The sequence below is a fragment of the Colwellia sp. KS18-150 genome, from assembly GCF_057551365.1.
On record NZ_BAAJMC010000001.1, the window covers coordinates 247224 to 271760 of the forward strand.

The window sequence follows — 24537 nt, forward strand, 5'->3', positions numbered from 1 at the left end:
TAAAAATTATTCTTGTTTAGATTTGCGCAAAATTGTAATCAATCGTAACTTTAATAGCAAGCTAAATGAGAACTGTTTTTATTTGTGTTTAGTTTGTTGGGGATGATGCTTACCCGAGGAGAAATGATTATCTAATAAATAGCTAGCAGAATTACTTCGCAAAGCCTTTTAATTCGCGTTTGTGCTCACTTCAACTACACTTATTTTCATAAAAAATAAAAAGGAAGCTATACACATGAAAAGTTTAAAGTTTTTATCTGCATTAGTTGGTTCGCTAATAATATCTCAAATCGTTTTTGCTGATCAGCAAGAGGTTACTAATCTTATATATACAGAAAAAGGCCTTGCAGGTAAGCAGGTGATGACCAAGATTTCAGCTACCCAGTATCAAGGTATGTTGGATGTTCGTTGGAATAACCGCGTGTTTAAAATAGATGAAAAGATTACGGTTAACGATAAAGGCGCGCCTATAAGCTATGAATCAACAGGTTTATCGCCTTTTGGAGCACCAATAAAGGAAAGCTATACATGGCAAGATGGTATCGCGACGTGGGAAAGTAACAAAGATGATGGTCAAGTTAAACTTAGTCAGCAGGCTTTTTATTTGCCAGCGAATAGTGCTGTAGTCGTTGATAATTTGATGGTTCAAGCCATGCTCAAGTCGATAGACAACTCAGTTCAACTATTACCTTCTGGTAATGCACAGCTAAGTAAATTGACAAGCGTAGAGATAAGTAATGGTACAAAAACCGAAAAAGTATACTTATACGCAATTAACGGTTTAGGATTTTCGCCTGATTTTAGCTGGTATGACAGTGAAGGTAATTTTTTCGCAAAAGATATTTCTGGCTTTCTGAGTATTATTCGACAAGGTTACACGTTAGATAACTTTACTCAGTTAAGAACCATTCAAAATAAAGCAGAGCAAGATTATTTAGAAGGAGTGAATACGTCATTAAGTCATGCTTATACGAGCTTGCTTATAAAAAATGTTCAGTTGGTGGATGTACTTGCGGGTGAAGCACTTGTTAATACTGATGTTTTATTAAGAAATGGCAAAATTGCTAAAGTAGCCAAAAACATTGATGTTAAAAAATCCACTCCAACTATTGATGGCAAAGGTAAAACGTTAATTCCGGGGTTATGGGATATGCACGGTCACCTAAGTAAAGGTGATGGTTTACTCAATATTGCTGCCGGTGTGACAAGCGTCAGAGATATCGGTAACAATCATGAAAATATCATGGAAATTGAAAAGCTATTCAACAGCAATACTCTAATTGGAAATCGAGTGTTTCGCGCCGGATTTTTTGATCAAATGAGTGAATACTCGGCTGGTTTGTCAGTAGAGTCTCTTGAAGAAGCCCACGAAAAAATAGATTGGTTTGCGGATAATGGATATCTGCAAATTAAATTATATAGCTCTATTGACCCTCTTTGGGTGCCGTCAATTGCAGAGCATGTTCATCGTCGAGGCATGAGATTAAGTGGTCATATCCCTGCATTTATGACAGCAGAGCAAGCAGTAGAAGCCGGTTATGATGAAATACAGCATATTAATATGTTGTTCTTAAACTTTCTTGCCGGAACAAAATTAGATACTCGTCAACAATTACGGTTTACCTTAATTGGTGAACACGCCGGTGATTTAGATATTAATAGTAATGAGTTCAATCGCTTAATTAAACTATTAGCGGATAAGCAGATTGTTATTGACCCGACAGTGTCCACTTTTAGAAGCTTACTGCTAAAAGAGCGCAAAAAAATTGACCCTGAATTTACTGCTGTTGCAGCGCATCTACCACCCAATGTACTAAGACAATTAAAAGGGGCGGAAATGGATGTCGCCCCTGATCTTATAGACAATTATCAAGCTGGAGCTAAGGCCATGTCTAATTTAGTGAAGAAACTATATGACAATGGCATTCCACTTGTGGCGGGCACAGATAACATTGCTGGTTTTACACTACATCGTGAATTAGAGCTCTACGCTGAGGCAGGTATTCCTAACATGGAGGTACTTAAAATTGCCACGATAAATTCAGCAAAAATCGTCGGTGCAGCGTATGAGTTAGGCTCTATTAGTGAAGGAAAGTATGCTGATGTTATTTTAATTGATGGTGACCCTTTAACTAACATGAGTGATATTCGTAAAATATCACTCGTCGTCAAAGGGGATAATTTTTATAAACCTGCTGAATTGTATAAGGTGTTAGGAGTAAAACCCTTTGTTGCAGCGAGCGTTTTTCAATAGTGTATATTGATAATTAACTTTTGATATCAGGCTAATTAGAATAGTTAGCCACCAATAACTATTTCTTGAGTGGTGATATCGCTCATGATCAGCGCTTCATTGTCAGGTAAGGGCTCATGACCCGATAATAAATAGATAACTTTTTGCCCTTGCAATGCTAATTCGAGTGCATGCTGGAAGTTTATTAATATACTCGAGGTAATGACTTGAGGAAACTTTTCAGCATCGCGACGAACATATTCAATAAGTTCAATATTGACGTCATCATCATAAAATACCGCATCAGCAAACTGCATCGCTCGATGGGCGCTTAAGGTTAAATTGTCAGGGTTACCTTCTTTAGTGTGAATAAAAATAATCTCACCTGATGGTGGTGCAATTTCTTGTTTGATACTGGCAATTAATTGTTGCTCAGCTTGCTGTTGGTTACCATCAAGCACAGCTTGGCCAATGGGGCCTCGCAGAGTATTTTCCCAAAAACTACGACGATTACGTAATCCTTTCACTCTTGCTTTAACATGATCACGAAACTTAAAAGAAAAGTCAGCTAGCTTGCCGTAAGCCTGTGGTAAAGTTTTTTCAATTTGTTCACGTAACATACGTATTAAAATAGGTGAACTACCCGAACTTGAAAGAGCAATAATCATCGGACTTCTGTCAATAATTGCCGGGGTAATATAAGTGCATAACTCTGGCTGGTCGACAACATTGGTTAAAATATTTAATGGTGTTGCTTCATGATAAATAGCTTGGTTGACAGATAAGTCATCTGTGGCAGCGATAACCAAGTTTATCTTGGCAAGATGTCCGGCTTGATAGTTGTGCTTTAACCAAGTTAATTGGTGCAAGTTAATTAAACGCTCGACACCTGAGCAGACAGTCTCACTCATGATAGTAATATTATTGGTGGACTTTAATAGCAATTCAATTTTTCGAGAAGCGACTTCTCCGCCACCGATAACCATGGCTGAGATATTGTTTGCATCGAGGAAAACAGGAAAATATTTCATAATAAATTTGTGTTATTTTATGGGGTAGTTAAACGCCATTTATGCAGTATTTGTTGGTATTGGCCGTTGGCTTTAATTTCTGCTAATCCGGCTCGTAATTGACTAATAATTTTCTCATCAGTACCTTTACTTGCTGCTAGATATAAATCAGAGGCAATATTCGGGATTTTATAAATAATATCAATCTGGCTAGGATCTAACATCGAATCTGCAATTTCATATCTCCAGACTATATTATTGGTAAAGGCAAGCTCTGTTCTTTCACTATAGAGCATTTGCCAAAGTACTTGGTAATCACTACTTAAATATAAATTTTGGTTTTCAATAAAACCATGCTTACGCAGGTAAGATTCTGCTAAATCTTGTCGAATACTACCAACGCTATATTTTTTGGCGTCGTCAATTGATTGGATATTATAAGTACCGCGACCTTTTAATGCCACTAAATAGGAGTTTATAGCGAATAATTTACCTACCCAAATAAATTTATCTTCTCTGTCTTCACCCCTTAACATCGAAAATATCAAGGTGTTCTTTTGTTCTAGCGCTATTTGATAACTACGTGCCCACGGTAACATTTCAATATTGCTATCAATACCTGCTTTATCTAACAGCAGGTGAACAATATCAGCCATGGCACCAGTGATTAAGCCATCACCTAGGCGTATTTGTAATGGAGGGAGTTTTTCAGTAACGATGCGAACTGATTGAGCTTGTATAAAGGAAGGAAATAATATTAAACACGTTAATAATATGACTTTAATGCCGCTCATATAATTCTTCCCTTTTAACTATACTTATAAATCTATCCTACTACGTAGAATAAAGCCTGTATAGCCGTAAAGGTGTTTGCTTGATCTAGCTTAAAGATAATTGTTGTTGACTGATTGCCAAGCCGTTTGCATCACCATAAATGTATTGGCCAGGTAGGAAGTCAACACCAGCAAAGTTGACAGCTATATTCACTTCACCAACACCAAGTTTTTCAGTTTTAATTGGATTACAGCCAAGTGCTTTCACTCCAAGTGGTAAAGTGTTAATTGTGCCGGCATCTCTGATACAGCCGTTGATTACTATTCCTTGCCAGCCATTTTTTACTGCTTTCTCAGCGAGCATATCACCGAGTAATGCCCTGATTAAACTTGCTTGACCATCAACTACCATCACTTTGCCAGTACCATCGGTTGCAACTAATTCTTTTACTTTTGAATTATCATTTACACAGGAAACGGTAACAATTTCGCCACTAAATATGATCTTTCCACCATAGTCATTGAATAATGGCTCGGCCAGTTGTAGTTGTGATTCAAAGTTATCGAATAAGTCAGGAAGTAAATCAAGCATAATATTTATACTCAGTAATAGGTGAATTTGTTCCTACTCTAGCACCAATGAATGATAAACTATCATCAACCACAGTTATTGTGATCATAAATCAAATCGGAAATAGAAAATGCCTTGGATTCAACTTAGATTAAACGCCAATGAAGAAACTGCAGAAAAGTATAGTAACTGGCTCTCTGCAGCGGGCTCGCAAGCTGTGACTTTTATTGATGCCCAAGATACACCAATTTATGAGCCTTTACCAGGAGATGAAGTTATTTACTGGTCGAATACCGTCGTGATGGGGTTATTTGAAGCAAGTCATGATATGGATAAAGTAATTGGTTATTTGCAAAGTATTCACCCAGATAAAGACCAAATGCAATACAAGTTAGAGCAATTGGAAGATAAAGACTGGGAACGAGAATGGATGGACAATTTCCACCCAATGAAGTTTGGTGAGCGTTTATGGATTTGTCCTAGTTGGCGTGAAGTACCAGAGCCAGATGCCGTTAATGTTATGCTTGATCCAGGCTTGGCGTTTGGTACCGGTACACACCCTACAACAGCACTATGTTTAACTTGGTTAGATGGTTTAGATTTACAAGATAAAACTGTGGTGGACTTTGGTTGTGGCTCAGGCATTTTATCATTAGCAGCCTTAAAACTTGGCGCTAAAAAGGTTATTGGCGTTGATATTGACCCACAAGCTCTACAGGCCAGCCTTGCGAATGCCAAGCGTAACCATGTTGATGACAGACTTGAATTGTACTTACCTAAAGATCAGCCAACACTTAAAGCTGATGTGGTTGTAGCAAATATTTTAGCTGGCCCACTACGTGAGTTAGCGCCTACTATTATCGAATTTGTTGGCGATAAAGGTTTGCTAGCCTTATCAGGCGTTTTAGAAGAGCAAGCCCAAAACTTACAAACAATTTACGGTCAGTGGTGTGATATGGAGCCGGTTAGCGTGCAAGAAGAATGGGTTCGATTAAACGGTCAACGTAAATAACCTGAGCTCGGCTTAATACCTGTTTATCTAGCTCGAGATATTTATAAAGTAATTTGTCACTTTATTTCAATGAGTTAAATGTCTCTTAAACCGAGTTCAGGTTGAATAACCTGAACCCAAGTTATTTTGGTATTAAAAGATATTTCTTGAATCGTCTAATTGCATGGTTTGTTGTACAGGCTTTATTTCAAAAATAGTTGTTCGGTCACGCCCTGCGTGTTTTGAACTGTAAGCTGCACTATCAGCATCAGCAAGTAATTTTTCTAAATCATAACCACTGGTGTTTGCATCGGTAACACCAAAGCTTGCGGTGATGGTGAAGTCAAAGCCCGAATCAGCAGTATTAATAGCAGCAATGGCTTTTCGACACGCTTCTGCTCGTTCAAAAGCTATCTTACTGTCACAACTGTTTAGCAATATACAAAACTCTTCGCCACCTAAACGTGCAAAGATATCATTCTGGCGACCAATATCTTTACAAACTTCAACGGCTTTTTGTAACGCCCAATCACCACATGCATGGCCAAAGGTGTCATTGATTTTTTTGAAGTGATCCAAATCAAACATGATCAGGCTTAAATCTTGCTCTGCACTTTGACAATATTTAAGTGCGTTGTTAGCAACCTGCACAAAGTGCCCACGATTAAAAATACCTGTTAATGAATCGTACTCCGCCAGCTCTTTAATTCGCTTGTGAGCTTTTAGTAATCTAAGCCCCCAAAAAGTAAGTACAGATAAGGTCAGCGCTAATACAAGAATGATCAGGCGGTTGTTAGCTGCATTGGCACTAGCCAAAGCTTGCTCAGCTGTTAAGAGTGAATTTTTTTTATTTAGTAAATCTATTTGATTTTTTTGCTCGATAGCTTTGTGTTGAGCAAGTTGAAAGGCTAGGTGTTTGGCTTGGGTTTCATTAATATAAGTTTTATCAAGCTCTGCGTGAGTTTCATGTAAGTTGAGTGCTTTTTGATGCTCATTTTGAGCTTTTGCTACTTGGTAAAGTAACTTATAAGCGGCAACAACAGCTTGAGTCGTTTTAAAGTTCTGACCTGTTTGTATTGATTTTTCAGCGTATAATGATGCGTTATATAAATCGTTTTGTAACCAATAAGCTTTTGCGAGTGAAGTATAAATTTCAACAATAAGCCTTGGGTATTTAGTTGATTCTATCGCTGGTAAATGCGGAGATAAAAAGTTGATTACTTTATTATATTTATTATTTTCTAAATAATACTTGGCTTTGTAGGAGCGGATAAAGTTAATTGCAATCGCTTCATCGGCACACTTCAATATTAACTGGTTACTCTCAATATCACTTTTCTTTAATAGTCTTAAATGAAGCTTAGATTCTATAATTAAACTTTCTGCCACGCATTCAAGCCTTTTATCTGGCGTTGATTGTATTATTTTTTCGGCATATTTTAACCCTGAGCTGTATTGACCTAATTGGTTATAAAAAATTGCAGCTATAGCTAAACCATTTAAGTAAAACTCAGGTTGTTGAATATTAGGTAAGTCTTTTAAAATAAAAAATAAGTGTGATAGGCCTTTAGTCCAGTTTTGCTCTATAGCAAAAATATTGATAATAGTTAATCTTGATCTGAATTTTATAAGATTATCAGCTTCGTTAGAGTTGATAATGCTTTGGAATAGAGGGATCGCTTTATTAGAGTTGCCACTGTAAGTAAGCTGATATGCTTTTAAGTATTTTAAATAATTTTGTTGCTGCTGAGTCATATGAAGCGAATGAGCGCTTATAGCTTCTAATTGCAATGAAAACTCTACAGGCTTGCTACTTCTAATCTTATCTATCGCTTCTAATTTTATGGCAAAATCTGTTGTATTTTGAGCAGCCATACTGTTTGATGAAAATAAAAGAAAGCATTGCATTAGGCAGAAGACAATAAAGTTCTGCCTAATGATATTCATATTACATCTGATAGAAAGCATATTACCTATTTACAACTGCTTTTTCTTCACTTGATTCGTCTTCTGCATCACTTTCAGCTTCCTCATCTTCAGCAGGTAAAAGAAAACAAACAATATCAGGGCAAACATCTAATTGTTGTTCAAGTGAAATTACATCTTTATTAGATATTGCATCTGCAAACGTATCTTCAATGTTATTATCTTTCAGTAATTGCTCAGTGGCGCTTGAGCTTTGTAAACTAGCATCGCTAGCCAATTGTACTAGGGTATCGATTACTGCTGTCATTGGTTTACTCCATTGTTATTGTTGTGAAATTAGTATTTTTCTATCTAGCTTTATAACACTAGCCTTAGTTTAGGTCTATGTTTACTTTGTGCTTCGTTATGATCAATTTCGGCTAACTTATCTAAAATAACTTGGTTAGGCTGCATTTTTGCACAGGGAGGAATAACTAAGGTCGTGTGCATAAATAACTCTGCAGTTACTAACTCTGTTAAGGTAATGTATTCGGCTCTTACAGTATCAATAGGAAGTACTTTCGCTTGATATAAAATCACTTGGTGGTCGCTTGGGTAAGTTTCTAATAATAAATCCACAAGTATTTGGCGATAGGCACTGCCAGTGGAATATTTGGCTAGTGTTTTATCACCTGCTAAGCCTACTTGCCAAAGCACCAAATAAGCAGCAGGGTCAATATTACGTTGATAAAACATAAATTGACTGGTTTCAAAATGGATACAGCCTGTTTTACCTGGATCAATAGCAAGGTCTGCATATAAGCAGCCTTCAGCAGATATTCCTGGTTCCATGTGTGCAAAGAAGTTTTCTTTAGTTGCTTTGCTTATAGCACGATGAGCAACACAGGCAAAAACACCTGGATGTCCATAAAATGCTGCAACGACTTTTTTAGCTGCTCGTACTTCTGTTAATATGACTTCCACCATTTCGTTGTACGTGGTGTTGCGGTTTTTTCCTTCTTGGTAACAGTATTGTAGGCTTCGCACATCAGGATGCATTTCATCAAGCCAACGTTCAGTAATACCCGTCGACATTAATGAAAAAACGACATCAGCGTTATTGATATGGCTTTGAGCTATTGGAGTGAGATGAGCTCCAATAGTCATGCCTGTACCGACACAGACTAAACTACCTGACATTCATTAAAAACCTTGTATTTTTATAAAGGAGATAAAATACCAGTAAATAGTTTTGTTTAAAATAAATATATTACAATGCGATCAACAAAAGGATTGTTTAATGAACCTTTTTTTCCAATCTTCATTAAAGAACTGATCTGAGAATGTATCAGTATCATCTGACGGATGTTTTTGTTTTTGAATGAACCCCAGTTTCTTAACAAAGCGCTTGGTTGCAAGGTTTTCTTTAACATAATTTGCCATAATAACTTTAACCTTTAGAGAATTAAACGCAAACTCCATTAACGCACCCATAGCTTCTTCGGGGACTAATTTTCCATTACTATTTCTCAGAAGCATAATTCCTATCTCAGCATTACTAGATGTTTTGAAATTTAGTGCTTGAATTCCAACAGCTTGTTCATCATCCAGAGTCACTATCGCCCAAGTCATCACTTTAGTCTTTTCAGTCTGTATGGCTTTTAAAGTATTGTTAAAGGCTTTTTCAGCAGCAATTTTCGATAATGGTTTACCTATATGGCGCATTATTTTTGCATCGGTATAAAGGCTGATATATAGCATTTTATCTTGTGCTGCTAACGGCCTTATTAATAATCGTTCAGTAGTGAAAGCGTGCAATGATTTATGTCCTTGTTATTTTTGCTGTGCGAACTTGATAACGCCAGTGGTGTTTACCGAACGGTCGAAAATCACGTAGTAATTATTTAATAGTGGTAACCCGATTATTGATTGATTTGGCCATTGAGGTAACTGGCTAAGAAAACGAAAACAGGCTTTACCATAACTTGGTGTATTAACTTGCCAGTAGTTTTGCGGCGTACAGGTTAATTGTACGGTTTGTTTTTGTTGGTCAATGATGTCACTAACAAAAGTAAAAGTGATATCAGGCCATTGCTCAAGGTTTAGTTTATTTACATCAATACCTACTTCCTGTGCACTTATGTCTTTAAATAAACTGAGCAGAGAAGCAAAGCTGTTATTTATGCTGATTAAATCGCTAATCATTTGTTGGTAAATGTCGGCTGTTAATACGATTCCACCAGCGCCTGTATCAATAATGGCATTGGTAAAATAGCTATTAATTTTATCTGTTTGCAAAGGTGCGGCGGCAATTGGCGTTTTATCACCTATTTGCATCGAGACTAATTCAACATTGTAGTAAATATCATGCTCTACTTTAATGTAACTGAAATCGCCACTATATAAGTCTGTTTGTTCTTCTCCACCACCAAAAATCAACCAGCCTTGATTCAGAGGGTCTTGTTTTAATTGCTCAGTAGTAGATTGTTTATCACAATTTTCATTTATATGTATGGCAGAGCGTTTGCTGTAAAAACTGAGTTTATTGGCACAGAGGTTATGTAGCGCTAAATCGGTAAAGTAGGGGGTAATATCATCTTCAGGGTATTGCCACAAAAATTTTTTAAACTGTTTTAGGTTGCCACTATCTTCTAGAGGGGCTTGTGAGAAGGGCCAAGGATAAGTGTGAGCAGGATTAATTTGTTGTGCTTTTAAATACTCACTAACATCGAAACCTTTATTCAGGTGATGGTAAGCAAGCCCTACCATGCCATCTGCTTTACCGAAAGTGGCATATTGAGCTTTATTTGAAACGAGCGCCAGTGTTGCGTTTTCTAAAGTAATATTTTGCAAGTGCTCATCTTCAATTGAAATACTGGTATGTACCACTGAACCATTCCAACCGCCAATGCCATAGTTTACTTCTTGAGCAATAGCCGTAGGAGTGAGGCTTTTATCCAAGTGTGCTTGATATTTTTCATCTTTTACAACGAGTGTACTACTACCACTATCAAGAATTAGATTCACAGGTGTTTGGTTGCTACCAAGATTAAAAGTCGCGCAATAGTCGCCTTTAGCATAGACATTGGTAATAGGGAGTTTTAAAAATGAAAGCATTTTAGTTTAATTATGATATTTTTCAGTAACTTTACTGTGGCACATATAAGTGAAATTTTCGAGAGTTAAATAAACAGTTTCTTTGACTTTGTTGTTAATGAATTGTACGAATTATGTTCGCATCAATACTTTGTCAAAAGTCAATATATAAAACATAAAAAAAAGCTTAATTTGTTTAAAAACTATGCTTTTCAAGGGAGAGAAAAACACGTAAACTTAGCGCCCTTTTGCAGTGATGCTTAAAAAATAGTCAGCTTTTTTGTTGTCAATGTGGTGATGGTTTGGTAATCGGTTCATATCAATTCGATAGTAATGTTTTTCTTGCCCCAATGGCGGGAATTACGGATCAACCTTTTCGAGAGTTGTGTTGTCGTTTAGGTGCGGGTTTGGCTGTGTCAGAAATGGTATCGTCGAATCCTAAAGTATGGAATACCGAAAAATCTAAGCTAAGAATGATTCACAGTGAAGAAGCTGGTATTAGAAGTGTGCAAATTGCGGGAAGTTGTCCTGATGAGCTAGCGTTTGCTGCTCAAATCAACCGCGATAAAGGCGCTCAAATTATTGATATTAATATGGGTTGCCCGGCAAAAAAGGTAAATAAAAAATTAGCAGGATCGGCATTATTAAAAGAACCAGCTCAGGTTGAACAAATAGTAAAATCTGTAGTGAACTCTGTTGATATTCCGGTGACGTTAAAAATTCGCACTGGTTGGTGTGAAAACAGCCGTAATGGTATTGAAATAGCAAAAATTGCTCAAGATAACGGTATTGCTTCGCTTGCAGTACATGGTCGAACACGTAATGACTTTTATAAAGGCAATGCGGAATACGACACTATTAAAGCAATTAAACAGGCGGTTTCAATTCCTGTTGTGGCAAATGGCGATATAACCTCAGTTGAAAAAGCTGAGCATGTATTAAGCTATACCGGAGCCGATGCAATTATGATTGGCCGAGGTGCCCAAGGGAGACCTTGGATTTTTCGAGAAATTAATCACTTTTTGAAAACAGGCACTAAACTACCTGCTCCCTCAATGAATGAGGTACGTTCAATTTTACTTGGACATGTAAAGGATTTACATCAGTTTTATGGTGACTTTATGGGGGTAAGGATTGCCCGTAAACATGTGTCTTGGTATATCCAATCGCTTGCTACTTATGGTGAAAGGTTTTCTGTGCATTTTGCAGGCGACCAAGGCAAAGCTTTTAGAGCTACTTTTAATGGCTTATCGTCGACAAGTGAACAGCTTGAGACGTTAAACTTATGTTTTGATCAACTCGCTCATTAATGAGCGGTTGGTTGTTTAATTTATACTTATTATAGAAAGAGTTGTACATTATGTTCGAACAAAATATTTCTTCTCCATTTATCACTGGTGATATTCAAACGCAAACTAAAACGTCTCCGTTACGTACACAAGCTAAAATAGCTATCAATAATTACTTAAAGCAATTAAATGGTAACGACGTTGATGATATGTACGACCTTGTACTAAGTGAAATAGAAGCGCCAATGTTAGAAGAAGTGATGATGTATACGCGCGGTAACCAAACAAGAGCCGCCAACTTACTAGGTATCAACCGTGGTACATTACGTAAGAAATTAAAAAAATACGGTATGAACTAATACTAGGGCAGGTTTATCCTGCCAAATAAAAGCACCTTCGGGTGCTTTTATGTTTTTAGCGCCCAAGAAATTTGGCCATTTGGTCAAGAATTTAATTTAATAAAGGTACAAATACATAATGGATACTCCTCGTCCAATTAAACGCGCACTATTAAGTGTTTCTGATAAAACTGGTATTGTTGAATTTGCTCGAACTCTAGCAGACAAAGGTGTTGATCTACTTTCAACAGGTGGTACTGCTAAATTACTAGCTGATAACGGTATTGCTGTTACTGAAGTTTCTGATTACACCGGTCACCCAGAGATTATGGACGGTCGTGTTAAAACATTACACCCTAAGGTACACGGTGGCATTTTAGCTCGTCGTGGTACTGATGAAGCAGTAATGGATGAAAACAATATCAGTGCAATTGATATGGTAGTAGTTAACTTGTATCCATTTGCTAATGCAGTTAGCGATGAAAATTGTACCTTAGAAAATGCCATTGAAAATATTGATATCGGTGGACCAACTATGGTTCGTGCCGCAGCAAAAAATCATAAAGATGTAACTATTGTTGTTAACGCTAGCGATTATGATCGCGTATTAGCGGAAATGAATAACAATGATGATTCATTAACGTATCAAACACGTTTTGATTTAGCGATTGCAGCTTATGAGCACACAGCTAGCTACGATGGCATGATTGCTAACTACTTCGGTAAAATGTTATCAGCATATGGCGATAAAGAAGCGACTCCTTCTTTCGAAGAGAAAGCTAAATTCCCACGTACCTTCAATAGCCAGTTCGTTAAAACACAAGACTTACGTTATGGTGAGAATTCTCATCAAGATGCGGCTTTTTATAAAGAAGCTAATCCAGAAGAAGCGTCAATTTCTACTGCGAATCAGATCCAAGGTAAAGCATTATCTTACAATAACATTGCAGATACCGACGCAGCCTTAGAATGTGTTAAAGAATTTGATGAGCCGGCATGTGTCATTGTTAAGCACGCTAATCCGTGTGGTGTTTCTATTGGTGAAAACATCCTTGCAGCTTATGAAGGTGCTTATAAAACTGATCCAACATCAGCATTTGGCGGAATTATTGCTTTTAACCGAGAATTAGATGCCGATACTGCTGAAGCGATAGTATCTCGTCAGTTCGTGGAAGTAATTATTGCTCCATCAGTATCTGATGCTGCAGCGCAAATCGTTGCCGCTAAGCCAAACTTACGTTTGTTAGAGTGTGGCCAATGGGATACTTCAACGTCAGGCTTCGACTTTAAACGCGTTAATGGTGGTTTATTAGTTCAAGACAGAGACCAAGGCAAAGTTGCTAGTGATGACTTAAAGGTAGTAACTAAGCGTCAGCCAAGTGCTGATGAGATGCGTGATCTGCAGTTTTGTTGGAAAGTCGCCAAATACGTTAAATCGAACGCCATTGTTTATGTTAAAAATAGCATGACCATAGGTGTTGGTGCCGGCCAAATGAGTCGAGTTTATTCTGCTAAAGTTGCCGGAATTAAAGCTGCTGATGAGAATCTTGAAGTTAAAGGTTCAGTAATGGCCTCTGACGCATTCTTCCCATTCCGTGATGGTTTAGACGCAGCAGCAGAAGCTGGTATTACTGCCGTAATTCAACCGGGCGGTTCAATGCGTGACGATGAAGTTATTGCCGCTGCAGATGAGCATGGCATTGCTATGGTATTTACAGGAATGCGCCACTTCCGCCATTAATAAATAATCTTGTTGCTAGTTGAAGCAAACTCTTCTTGATAAGTACTCACGTATAGTCATACGCTCCGTGTTTATCAATTGATTTTGAGTCAGCTAGCTTAAATATTATCTATTAACCGTTGCTGAAGTTAAGCAGTGATAGTAACAATATATCTGGCAGTATTGGTTTGTTCATAGTTAGAAACAAATTCATCGCTGCTTGTTTATTTTAAATCTGGTATAACTAGAGTTCTTTGAATAACTTAAATCACTTAATGGATATATCATGACGCAATTTAAAACTTTAAAATCACTGTTAATTACAGCAACACTTGGCCTAAGTGCTCTATCAAGTAGTCACTTATATGCGCATGTTGATCATGATCACAGTAGTGCAGCATTGAAAAAAGCGGTTACTGGTGAACATCGTTCAGCTAAAAACAAAGCACGAGATCAATATCGTCATCCAGTTGAAACGTTAAGTTTTTTTGGTTTTCAGCCAACGATGACCGTTGTTGAAATAACGCCAGGTGGTGGATGGTATACAGAAATTTTAGCTCCTGCGTTAAAAGGACAAGGTAAACTTTACGGCGCTCATTACCCTGATACTGGCGAAGATAATTATTTTTCTAAATCACGTAAAAAGTTAGAGAAAAAATTAGCGTCAGATGTTGTGTTTAGTGAAGTAGTCTTAACGGATTTTGTTCCACGTAAAGAAAGTGAATTAGCACCTCAAGGTAGTGCCGATTTAGTGCTGACATTTCGTAACTTACACAACTGGAAAGATGCGGGTGTTGAACAAGTATTTAAAGATGCGTTTAACGCATTAAAACCCGGTGGTGTACTTGGTGTTGTAGAGCATAGATTACCAGCAGGTGGAGATCTTAAAAAATCTAAAGGCTATGTTTCTGAAGCTCATACCATTAACCAGGCAAAAGCAGCTGGTTTTCGTTTTGCAGGGGCGAGTGAAGTCAATGCAAATCCAAATGATATGACAGTATATGAAAAAGGTGTGTGGACACTACCGCCAGTTTTAGCATTAGGTGATACCGATAAAGAAAAGTATTTAGCGATTGGCGAAAGTGATCGTATGACTTTAAAGTTTGTTAAACCTGAAAATACCAGTTTTGATGACTTTAAAAAGCAAATAAAATAATAGGAAAAATAAATGAAAATTTTAGTTATAGGCTCAGGTGGCCGTGAACATGCTTTAGCATGGAAAGCTGCGCAATCTAGTCAAGTTACTAAAGTATTTGTAGCGCCGGGAAATGCCGGCACAGCAATTGAAAATAAGTTAGAAAATGTCGCTGTAGACCCAAGTGATAACAATGCATTAGTTGCCTTTGCACAGAGTGAAGATATTGCACTAACGATTGTTGGACCTGAGCAGCCATTAGTTGACGGTGTTGTTGATGCTTTTCAAGCACGTGGTTTAGCTATTTTTGGCCCAAGTGCTAAAGCAGCGCAACTTGAAGGATCTAAATCTTTCACTAAGGACTTCTTAGCTCGCAATAAAATCCCTACGGGTAGTTATGCGAACTTTACTGAAGTTGAGCCAGCGCTTGCTTATGTACGCGAACAAGGCGCGCCTATTGTCGTTAAAGCGGACGGTTTAGCAGCAGGTAAGGGCGTTATTGTTGCGCTAACATTGACGGAAGCAGAAGACGCGATTAAAGACATGTTAGCGGGTAATGCTTTTGGCGATGCTGGCCACCGTGTGGTAATTGAAGAATTTCTTGAAGGTGAAGAAGCAAGCTTCATTGTAATGGTTGACGGCAAGAATGTACTGCCGATGGCAACCAGTCAAGATCATAAACGTGCACTTAATGGTGATTTAGGTCCTAATACTGGTGGTATGGGAGCTTATTCTCCTGCTCCGGTAGTAACGCCTGAAATTCATGACCGTATTATGGCTGAAGTTATTATGCCTACAGTTGAAGGTATGGCGGCAGAAGGTGCTCCTTATTCTGGCTTTTTATATGCTGGCTTAATGATTGCTGCCGATGGCACACCTAACGTTATTGAGTATAACTGTCGTTTTGGTGATCCTGAAACACAACCTATTATGATGCGTTTACAATCAGATATTGTTGAATTATGTTTAGCGGCCACTCGTGGTGAGTTAAATCAAACGACAATTGATTTTGATAGCCGTGCAGCAGTAGGTGTTGTACTCGCTGCGAATGGTTACCCTGCGAGTTACCCTAAAGGTGATGTAATTTCTGGTCTTGAGACTAATACTAATGATGCAGCTAAAACCTTTCATGCAGGCACTAAGCTAAATGAGCAAGGTGATGTTGTTACCAATGGTGGTCGTGTACTTTGTGCCACTGCTTTAGGTCATACCGTGACTGAAGCGCAGCAGTCTGCTTATGAGTTATTAAAACAAATTACTTGGCAAGGTGTTGAATTCAGAACGGATATTGCATACCGCGCTATAGAACGTGAGCAAAATAATGCTTAGTGTTTAGTAATTTTATAACTTTGAAAAGGCCGATAATGACTATTATCGGCCTTTTTTATTTCATCAAGGTGAAAAGCAACGAATTGCGAATAATTGACTATCATTTGCTAAATTCATGCCGCTAAGTTAACGTAACCTCCATCTTAAAAGGAAACTACAGGAAGTATTGATGTTAATTAGCAACTTAGAAGTTATTCCAGGCGTAACCATTAATGAGCATTTAGGTCTGGTTCAAGGTAGCACTGTGCGTAGCAAGCATGTTGGCCGTGACTTGATGGCAGGTATTAAAAACATATTTGGTGGCGAACTGGTCGGTTACACCGAATTATTACAAGAAGCCAGAGAAGAAGCCGTTGAACGTATGAAACAACAAGCACAATCTATTGGTGCAAATGCGGTTGTTAATGTTCGTTTTTCAACCTCTTCGGTGACACAAGGAGCAGCTGAACTCTTTGCCTATGGTAGTGCAGTGGTAGTGGAGTAATGCCATGGAATTATTTCATTTAGGTATCGTATTTCTTTTACTCATTCTCGGTTATTTTTTTGGCCGATACGCTGAAAGAAGACATTTTGAATCAATTATTAAACGTGAAGCTGAATTAGCTCATGTTGTGGTTGTTGCAGCAAGAAAGCTAACGTCGAACGATGCGACTAAACCTGGACAGATGGTGACAGGTAGCGTGGTAGTGTCAGTAGATTACTTTAAGCGTTTTTTAGCCTTGTTAAGATCAATTGTAGGCGGCAGAGTTACCGCGTACGAAACGTTATTAGATCGTGCAAGGCGTGAAGCAATACTTCGCTTGAAGCAAGAAGCGCTCTCGTTTAATGCAGATAGAGTTTTTAATATAAAAATTGAAACGGCATCCATTTCAAAAAACGCAGCTGGTAATATTGGCTCGGTAGAAGTTTTCGCTTACGGTACCGCCTTAATAAATTCACCAGAGTAATGAAATCTAGTGTTAAGTGAATTAAATTGATTTGATGAAGTATTCCAACCCTAAAATTCCGGAAGGGATAAATACCACGGAAGAACATCCCTTAAAAGAGTTTGCGCTATTATCGACCGGTATACTCGTCTTTATTATTGTTTTAGTGATGCTGATAGGCGCAATGTTAGATTGGGCCACTCGCTTTATCCCTTTTAGTTATGAGCAACACCTTGCTACGCCTATTATTCAGGAGTTTTCTGGTGAGAAGGGTATTGTTGATGACTATTTACAAACTTTAGTTGATGAAGTCGCTACTAAGATGGATTTACCTGAAGAGATGACTATTCAAGTTCAGTATGTAAATCAGGATGTTGTTAATGCGATGGCAACGTTAGGAGGAAATATATTTGTCTATCGTGGGCTTTTAGAAAAACTACCCAGTGAGAATGCTTTGATGATGCTTTTAGCTCACGAAATAGCGCATGTAAAACTTCGCCATCCATTAAAGTCTCTTAATAAGGGATTAATCATTAATTTACTTATTGCCATGATTGGTGGTCAAGCAAGCTCTGATGTGACGAGTTTGCTTTCTGATACCTCCCTTATAACTTTGTTGAGTTTTAGCCGTAGTCAAGAGCAAGATGCTGACTATGAGGCGGCTATCGCAAATTACCGACTATATAACCATATGCAAGGGGCATTTGAATTGTTTAATGTGTTGAAGCAAGAAAGTCTAGCAACTGGCTTTCATAGTGTTCAATTCCTTCAATCCCACCCTGAAATTAAAGTACGTAATGAGTTAGTGAGCGCTTTAGCTGCGTCAAACCAATATTTGACCAAAGGTGCAACGATACCTATTCCTGATAAGATTCTCGAAAAACTTAAGCTAGACAAGTTAGCAGAAACTAAAGATAAAACAGAGAGCTAGAGCTAATTTTTTAAGCTCTTAATATTGTTTAAGTTTGATGGGACTAAACGTAGTAATAAATGACAATTAAACTTCAGGCACAAAAAAGCCTACCGAAGTAGGCTTTTATATTAACTTATATTTCTAATGAAATAGGTTAATTATTTTCTAGCAGCTTCTTTAGCTTCTTTAGCCGCTTTGGCTTCAGCAATTACTTCTTCAGCTACGTTGTTTGGACAAGGCATGTAGTGAGAGAATTCCATAGAGAATTGACCACGACCTGATGTCATTGTACGTAAAGATCCGATGTAACCGAACATTTCTGAAAGTGGTACGTCAGCTTTAATACGAACACCAGAAACACCAGCGTCTTGACCACCGATCATGCCACGACGACGGTTTAAATCACCAATAACATCACCAACGTGATCATCAGGCGTAAACACATCAACTTTCATGATAGGTTCAATTAACTGAGCACCAGCTTTTGGAATTGATTGACGGAAAGCACCACGAGCAGCAAGTTCAAATGCAACAGCAGATGAATCGACAGCATGGAAGCCACCATCATATAGTTCAATTTCAACGTCAAGTACAGGGAAACCAGCAAGAACACCAGTATCCATCATGCCTTTGAAGCCTTTCTCGATTGCTGGGAAGAATTCTTTAGGAACATTACCACCAACAACAACAGAGCTGAATACGAAACCAGAACCAGGTTCGCCAGGCTTAATACGGTAATCAATTTTACCGAATTGACCAGAACCACCAGATTGTTTCTTATGCGTGTAAGAATCTTCAATTTCTGCAGTAATTGTTTCACGGTAAGCAACTTGAGGTTTGCCAACTTCTAATTCAACACCGTAAGTACGTTTTAGAATATCTACTTTGATATCTAAGTGAAGCTCACCCATACCAGATAGAATTGTTTCACCTGAATCAACATCAGTTTCAACTTGGAAAGTAGGATCTTCTGCAACCATTTTACCGATAGCAATACCCATTTTCTCAGTTGAACCTTTATCTTTAGGCTTAACAGAGATAGAGATTACCGGCTTAGGGAATACCATAGCTTCTAGGATGATTGGATCTTTAGGATCACATAATGTGTGACCTGTTTGAACGTTACTCTTCATACCAACAATCGCGATAATATCACCGGCTTGTGCTGAAGTTAGTTCGTTACGATCATCGGCTTGCATTTCACACATACGGCCAACACGCTCAGTTTTACCTGTTGCGGCATTAAGAATGGTATCGCCTTTCTTTAATGTACCTGAATAGATACGTACGAAAGTTAATGTACCAAAACGGTCATCTGTGATTTTGAATGCTAATGCTTTGAATGTTTCATCTGCAGAAACAAGTGCATGTGCGCCAGTAGGCTCACCTTCTTCATCAGTAAGTGGTTGTGGATCAACCTCTGTAGGTGATGGTAAGTAATCAACAACAGCGTCAAGAATGTTTTGAACACCCTTGTTTTTGAAAGCAGAACCACAGTAAGTAGGGAAGAAGTCCATAGTACGTGTACCTTTACGGATACAACGTTTGATATCTTCCATAGAAGGCTCAACACCTTCTTCTAGGTATGCTTCGAAAAGGTCATCGTCTTGCTCAAGAGCAGTTTCGATAAGCATTTCGCGGTATTCTTCTACTTTTTCAACCATGTCCGCTGGAACATCTTCGATTTTGTAGTTTTCAGGAAGACCTGTGTCATCCCATACCCATGCTTTACGGGTAAGTAGATCAACAACACCAACAAACTCATCTTCTTCACCAATTGGCAATACCATAACAAGTGGGTTAGCACCTAATACGTCTTGAGTTTGTTTAACAACACGGTAAAAATCAGCACCTAAACGGTCTAATTTGTTTACAAAGATAATACGGGCAACTTCTGAGTCATTCGCATAACGCCAGTTAGTTTCTGATTGTGGTTCAACACCACCAGAACCACAGAATACACCAACACCACCATCAAGTACTTTTAATGAACGGTAAACTTCAACAGTGAAGTCAACGTGACCAGGAGTATCGATAACGTTGAAACGGTGATCGTTCCAAAAACAGCTTACCGCAGCAGACTGGATGGTAATACCGCGCTCAGCTTCTTGCTCCATGAAATCTGTTGTTGACTCACCGTCATGTACTTCACCAGTTTTATGGATCTGACCTGTTAATTTTAGGATACGTTCAGTTGTTGTGGTTTTACCCGCATCAACGTGAGCGAAAATACCAATATTTCTGTATTTGGATAAATCTGCCATTACTTTTACTCTACTTAGTTAATGTCTATTCTGCTTTCTTATAGTTATAAAATAAAAATATCTATATAAGTATAAGAAAGCAGAACTGTTGAAAATTTGCGCGCGAGTATACCATTACTCGACAAAGATCGGTAGAAGATTGACAATTAAATTGTAAATAGTATAAAAAAGCAGCGAAGTGCTGCTTATATATAGGAGGATATGAGAACTAACTCTGTTTATTGTATTAATAGAGTTTATCTTAATGCTCTACGTAATAATTTACCGACAGTGGATTTAGGGATCTCATCGATAAATACCACATGTTTAGGAACCTTATAAGCAGTGAGCTTTTGGCGACAGAAACTTATCACATCATTTTCGGTAATACCTGAATCTTCTTTGACTACGAATAACTTGACTGCTTCACCTGAATTAGCATCATCTACACCAATACAAGCCGATTCTAATATACCCGGCATGTTTGCCACTTCAGCTTCTATTTCATTAGGGAAGACATTAAAGCCGGAGACATTAATCATATCTTTTTTACGATCAACGATATGAAAAAAACCTTTATCATCAAGCATGGCAATATCGCCAGTTTTGAAGTACCCATCAGCGGTCATGCAGTTGCTCGTTGCCTCTTCATTATTCCAATAGCCGGACATGACTTGTGGGCCTTTAGCGCATAATTCACCGGATTCTGTCCCGGCGACAATATTACCGTGATCATCACGAATTGAAATATCGGTACCGGGTATAGGAATACCAATACCAGCGATATAATCAGTTTGATCACTGTTACCAAAATTTAGCGTTAAAATTGGTGACGTTTCAGATAAACCATAACCTTCTTGTAAACGTACACCCGTAACCTCTTGCCATTTATCTGCTACAGCCTGTTGTACAGCAGCGCCACCACCAATAGCAAGTTTCAACGCAGAGAAGTCAACTTGATCAAAACCAGGCGTATGTAATAAACCATTAAATAAAGTATTAACACCTGTGAACATGGTAGCAGGTGTATTCTTCCAAATTTCAACAAAGCTTGGCATATCTCGTGGGTTAGTTACTAAGACATTTTTTGCCCCGAAATAGAAGTAAGCTAGGGTATTCGCCATTAAAGCAAAGATGTGGTACATAGGTATAGCTGTTATAACAACGTCTTCACCGTAATTAATATGGTTTTTAGAGAACTCTTGGTATTGCAGAATGTTGGCAATTAAATTGCCATGACTGAGCATTGCTCCTTTTGATAATCCCGTTGTACCACCTGTATATTGTAAGAAAAGTAAATCATCTTGGCGCAGTGTCGGTTCAGTAAATGCAAGTTTTTTACCTTGCTCTAATGACTCGGAGAAACTGATTGTATCAATGAGTCGTTCGTCAACGGGAGCACAAGGTAAGCCTTTATTGACTAAGTCGTCCAAAGTAACCGTAATAATATTTTTAATATTTGTATTATCAATAATGTCAGCTAACATTTTCGTTGAGGGAGAAAATATAACAATAGTTTCAACCTGAGCGTCGTTAAGTTGATGCTGTAATTCACGTGATGTGTACATAGGATTAACATTAACTTGTACAGCTCCAACACGAACAATACCCCACATAGCGATAGGGAAACTCAAGGTGTTAGGGCACATTAAAGCAACATGGTCGCCTTTTTTTATCTGTAAATTTGACTGAAGAAAAGCAGCAAAATATTGAGATAGCTCATCAACTTGCTCAAACGTTAGTTCAGTACCGAAATTACTGTAAGCTGTTTGTTGCTGATATTTAGTGGTTGAATGTTGAAATAAATCAATCAAGGAGCTGTGTCGATTTAAATCAATGTCATGTGCGACATTAGCCGGATAATTATTAAACCAAGATTTAGTCATACTTTCCTTCACTAGTCAGATTTGTTTTTGCTTGATAATTGCTATATTAGAATAAGCGATGAAACAAAGCAGTATAAAATTGTAATTTAAATTCAGTTTGTTAAGGCGACTAATCTTAAACGAATATTATTGAAAACAATTACTAACATAGGTGTTCCGTCAACAAGGTAGTATGAACATCAAATAGCCCGCGAATCATGTTTTTATAATTGATGTGATAGGGATTAACGTAAAAGGATATAATTTAATATGATTATTTTTTTCATATGTTTAACATTACTCATTTTAGGCTATAAGTTTTATAGCCCCTTTGTAGAAAAACAAGCTGGCATAGACTCAACGATTAAAACGCCGCAAGTTCGTTTTGATGAAGGAGTTGATTATGTCGCCATTCACCCTGTAAAAGCTTTTCTTATACAGTTTTTAAATATAGCGGGAGTAGGTCCCATTTTCGGCCCAATACTTGGTGCACTATATGGTCCTATTGCTTTAGTTTGGATTGTACTGGGTAATATTCTAGGTGGTGCTGTCCATGATTATTTTTCCGGTGTAATGAGCATCAAGGAAGATGGTAAAAGTCTTCCTGAAATAGCAGGCCATTACTTTAATGTTTTTTATAAAGCCATCATGTTGATTTTTACTGCCATGTTACTGTTTTTTGTTGGTGTGGTATTTATCATGAGCCCAGCAGGACTGCTTGGCAGTTTGAGTTATTTTGAAGGGACTTTTCTGGCAGGCAATACTTTTTGGGTGCTTGTTATTTTAGGTTATTACTTTCTGGCGACATTACTGCCCATCGATAAAATTATCACTAAGCTATATCCATTGTTTGGTCTACTCATGATAGTGATGACAACACTTATAGCGATAACATTACTGATGAGTGCACCAAATCTCCCTGAAATGGGAGATTTTCTCGGTTACTTTAACCATGATCATTTTAGTCATGACTTCTTAGAGCCTAATCCGGATGGTTTGCCTGTGTGGCCTTTATTATTTGTCACCATAACTTGTGGTGCTATTAGCGGATTCCACTCAACACAAGCACCTATAATGGCGCGTTGTTTAACTAATGAGAAATATGTCCGTCCGGTTTATTATGGCGCAATGATGTCTGAAGGTATTGTTGGCTGTGTATGGGCACTTGCTGGAATAGCCGCTTTCCCCGAAGGTTATACAGAATTAAAAGCCATGTTAGATCAAGGTGGCCCTGGATTAGTAGTAAACCATATTGCGACTAGTTATTTAGGTGCTTTTGGCGGTATTATGGCCATTATTGCCGTGGCAGTATTTCCGATTACCTCAGGTGATACAGCATTCAGATCATTGCGCTTAACGATAGTAGATGCTTTTAATATTCCACAAAGCATGCGTAATCGTATCTTCTTAGCAGTACCTATTTTAATCATTGCCTATTTCATGACGAAAATAGATTTTTCATTAATTTGGCGATATTTTGCTTTTTCAAATATGCTACTTTCTACTAGCGTACTTTGGTTGGCGACTAAGTACTTATTTGACCGTGGAACATTCCATTGGATAGTAAGTGTTCCTGCTGTTATCGGAACAAGCGTCACGGTATCTTATATCATGACTGCAGGTATTGGCTTTAATCTTCCTGTACAATTTAGCCAATATATAGGAGCTGTTGTTGCTGTTTTATTAATGACTATTTTAAGTTTACTGCATATGAAGCGAACAACGCCAACACAAGCGTGAAGGTATATAAAATAATGGCACATATCAGTAATTGGAAGTGTGCCCATAGGCCATAGTCATAGACCCTTATAAATTGACTTACATGTTAATAGTGGAATTTAGTTAAATAGGGGTTTTGATAACACAAGTTAAAAACGTGTTGTAATATAACTTCCAATATACTGAAGAGAATAGAGTGAAGTTGATGAACATAACAATAAAAATACTTAAAGCTTCTTTAACAGTTGTGTGGACATTGACCATCGCAGGTTTGTTAGATATCTCTCCGTTACCACAACTAATTCAATTTTATCTTTTCATAATTGCAACAGGAGTGCTGTTAATACACTTAATTGAATATTATTACTTGAGAGTTAAATTTGAGAGAGAAACCACAACGACAATGAATTTTATACAAACTATGTTGTGGGGATTTGGTTATTGGCTACCTATAAGAAAGCGCGCTCAGACAGAAAACGAG

The 24537-nt window shown here is 37.8% G+C and carries 21 protein-coding genes; 11 read left to right on the forward strand and 10 right to left on the reverse strand.

Going from position 1 to position 24537, the window contains the following annotated elements; all coding sequences use genetic code 11:
- Positions 1-235 precede the first annotated feature (235 nt).
- Entirely contained in the window at positions 236-2254 is a 2019-nt protein-coding gene (locus AC27IF_RS01150; protein ID WP_487051351.1) for an amidohydrolase family protein, read from the forward strand.
- A 44-nt stretch (positions 2255-2298) separates the two neighbouring features.
- Here AC27IF_RS01150 and AC27IF_RS01155 read toward each other — a convergent pair whose 3' ends face one another.
- The 3 genes from AC27IF_RS01155 to AC27IF_RS01165 form a co-directional block, all read right to left on the reverse strand.
- Positions 2299-3264, reverse strand: a complete 966-nt coding sequence (locus tag AC27IF_RS01155) for a precorrin-2 dehydrogenase/sirohydrochlorin ferrochelatase family protein (RefSeq protein WP_487051353.1) — start codon at positions 3262-3264, stop codon at positions 2299-2301.
- 17 nt (positions 3265-3281) lie between these two features.
- Positions 3282-4037 carry a substrate-binding periplasmic protein gene (locus AC27IF_RS01160; protein WP_487051354.1) on the reverse strand — a complete coding sequence of 252 codons (756 nt, stop codon included), beginning with the start codon at positions 4035-4037 and terminating at the stop codon, positions 3282-3284.
- 85 nt (positions 4038-4122) lie between these two features.
- A complete protein-coding gene (locus AC27IF_RS01165) occupies positions 4123-4608 on the reverse strand; it encodes a putative 4-hydroxy-4-methyl-2-oxoglutarate aldolase (protein WP_487051356.1) in 486 nt (161 codons plus the stop codon).
- 109 nt (positions 4609-4717) lie between these two features.
- Between AC27IF_RS01165 and prmA the strand changes: the two genes are divergently transcribed.
- The gene (prmA, locus tag AC27IF_RS01170) at positions 4718-5599 is read left to right on the forward strand and encodes a 50S ribosomal protein L11 methyltransferase (protein WP_487051358.1); all 882 of its coding nucleotides are present in this window, start codon (positions 4718-4720) and stop codon (positions 5597-5599) included.
- 132 nt (positions 5600-5731) lie between these two features.
- Here prmA and AC27IF_RS01175 read toward each other — a convergent pair whose 3' ends face one another.
- From AC27IF_RS01175 to AC27IF_RS01195, 5 genes are all read right to left on the reverse strand, one after another.
- Positions 5732-7453, reverse strand: coding sequence for a GGDEF domain-containing protein (locus AC27IF_RS01175; RefSeq protein WP_487051360.1), 1722 nt, complete (start codon positions 7451-7453; stop codon positions 5732-5734).
- Positions 7454-7547: 94 nt separating this feature from the next.
- Entirely contained in the window at positions 7548-7811 is a 264-nt protein-coding gene (locus AC27IF_RS01180) for a hypothetical protein (RefSeq protein ID WP_487051362.1), read from the reverse strand.
- Positions 7812-7861: 50 nt separating this feature from the next.
- The gene (locus AC27IF_RS01185; protein ID WP_487051364.1) at positions 7862-8683 is read right to left on the reverse strand and encodes an SAM-dependent methyltransferase; all 822 of its coding nucleotides are present in this window, start codon (positions 8681-8683) and stop codon (positions 7862-7864) included.
- Positions 8684-8764: 81 nt separating this feature from the next.
- Entirely contained in the window at positions 8765-9301 is a 537-nt protein-coding gene (locus tag AC27IF_RS01190; RefSeq protein ID WP_487051366.1) for a GNAT family N-acetyltransferase, read from the reverse strand.
- A 15-nt stretch (positions 9302-9316) separates the two neighbouring features.
- Positions 9317-10600, reverse strand: a complete 1284-nt coding sequence (locus AC27IF_RS01195) for a pepsin-like aspartic protease (protein WP_487051368.1) — start codon at positions 10598-10600, stop codon at positions 9317-9319.
- Between the two features lie 281 nt (positions 10601-10881).
- On the opposite strand from AC27IF_RS01195, the gene dusB reads away from it, so the two are divergent.
- The 8 genes from dusB to AC27IF_RS01235 all read left to right on the forward strand — a co-directional run bounded on the left by dusB (position 10882) and on the right by AC27IF_RS01235 (position 18247).
- On the forward strand, positions 10882-11889 hold the full coding sequence (dusB, locus tag AC27IF_RS01200) for a tRNA dihydrouridine synthase DusB (protein ID WP_487051370.1): 1008 nt from the start codon (positions 10882-10884) through the stop codon (positions 11887-11889).
- Between the two features lie 50 nt (positions 11890-11939).
- A complete protein-coding gene (gene fis, locus AC27IF_RS01205) occupies positions 11940-12227 on the forward strand; it encodes a DNA-binding transcriptional regulator Fis (protein WP_114325692.1) in 288 nt (95 codons plus the stop codon).
- A 118-nt stretch (positions 12228-12345) separates the two neighbouring features.
- Positions 12346-13947 carry a bifunctional phosphoribosylaminoimidazolecarboxamide formyltransferase/IMP cyclohydrolase gene (gene purH, locus AC27IF_RS01210; RefSeq protein ID WP_487051372.1) on the forward strand — a complete coding sequence of 534 codons (1602 nt, stop codon included), beginning with the start codon at positions 12346-12348 and terminating at the stop codon, positions 13945-13947.
- A 265-nt stretch (positions 13948-14212) separates the two neighbouring features.
- Positions 14213-15082 carry a class I SAM-dependent methyltransferase gene (locus AC27IF_RS01215; RefSeq protein ID WP_487051374.1) on the forward strand — a complete coding sequence of 290 codons (870 nt, stop codon included), beginning with the start codon at positions 14213-14215 and terminating at the stop codon, positions 15080-15082.
- Between the two features lie 12 nt (positions 15083-15094).
- Positions 15095-16390, forward strand: a complete 1296-nt coding sequence (gene purD / locus AC27IF_RS01220; protein ID WP_487051376.1) for a phosphoribosylamine--glycine ligase — start codon at positions 15095-15097, stop codon at positions 16388-16390.
- Between the two features lie 169 nt (positions 16391-16559).
- Positions 16560-16874, forward strand: a complete 315-nt coding sequence (locus tag AC27IF_RS01225) for a YbjQ family protein (protein WP_487051378.1) — start codon at positions 16560-16562, stop codon at positions 16872-16874.
- A 4-nt stretch (positions 16875-16878) separates the two neighbouring features.
- Entirely contained in the window at positions 16879-17337 is a 459-nt protein-coding gene (locus AC27IF_RS01230; protein WP_487051380.1) for a YbjQ family protein, read from the forward strand.
- Positions 17338-17371: 34 nt separating this feature from the next.
- The gene (locus tag AC27IF_RS01235) at positions 17372-18247 is read left to right on the forward strand and encodes a M48 family metallopeptidase (RefSeq protein ID WP_487051382.1); all 876 of its coding nucleotides are present in this window, start codon (positions 17372-17374) and stop codon (positions 18245-18247) included.
- A 140-nt stretch (positions 18248-18387) separates the two neighbouring features.
- On the opposite strand, the gene fusA is transcribed toward AC27IF_RS01235, so the two are convergent.
- Positions 18388-20493: an elongation factor G gene (gene fusA / locus AC27IF_RS01240; protein WP_487051384.1), complete on the reverse strand. Its 2106-nt coding sequence runs from the start codon at positions 20491-20493 to the stop codon at positions 18388-18390.
- Between the two features lie 236 nt (positions 20494-20729).
- Positions 20730-22358: an AMP-binding protein gene (locus AC27IF_RS01245; protein ID WP_487051386.1), complete on the reverse strand. Its 1629-nt coding sequence runs from the start codon at positions 22356-22358 to the stop codon at positions 20730-20732.
- Positions 22359-22607: 249 nt separating this feature from the next.
- On the opposite strand from AC27IF_RS01245, the gene AC27IF_RS01250 reads away from it, so the two are divergent.
- The gene (locus AC27IF_RS01250) at positions 22608-24077 is read left to right on the forward strand and encodes a carbon starvation CstA family protein (protein ID WP_487051388.1); all 1470 of its coding nucleotides are present in this window, start codon (positions 22608-22610) and stop codon (positions 24075-24077) included.
- Positions 24078-24537: the final 460 nt, after the last annotated feature.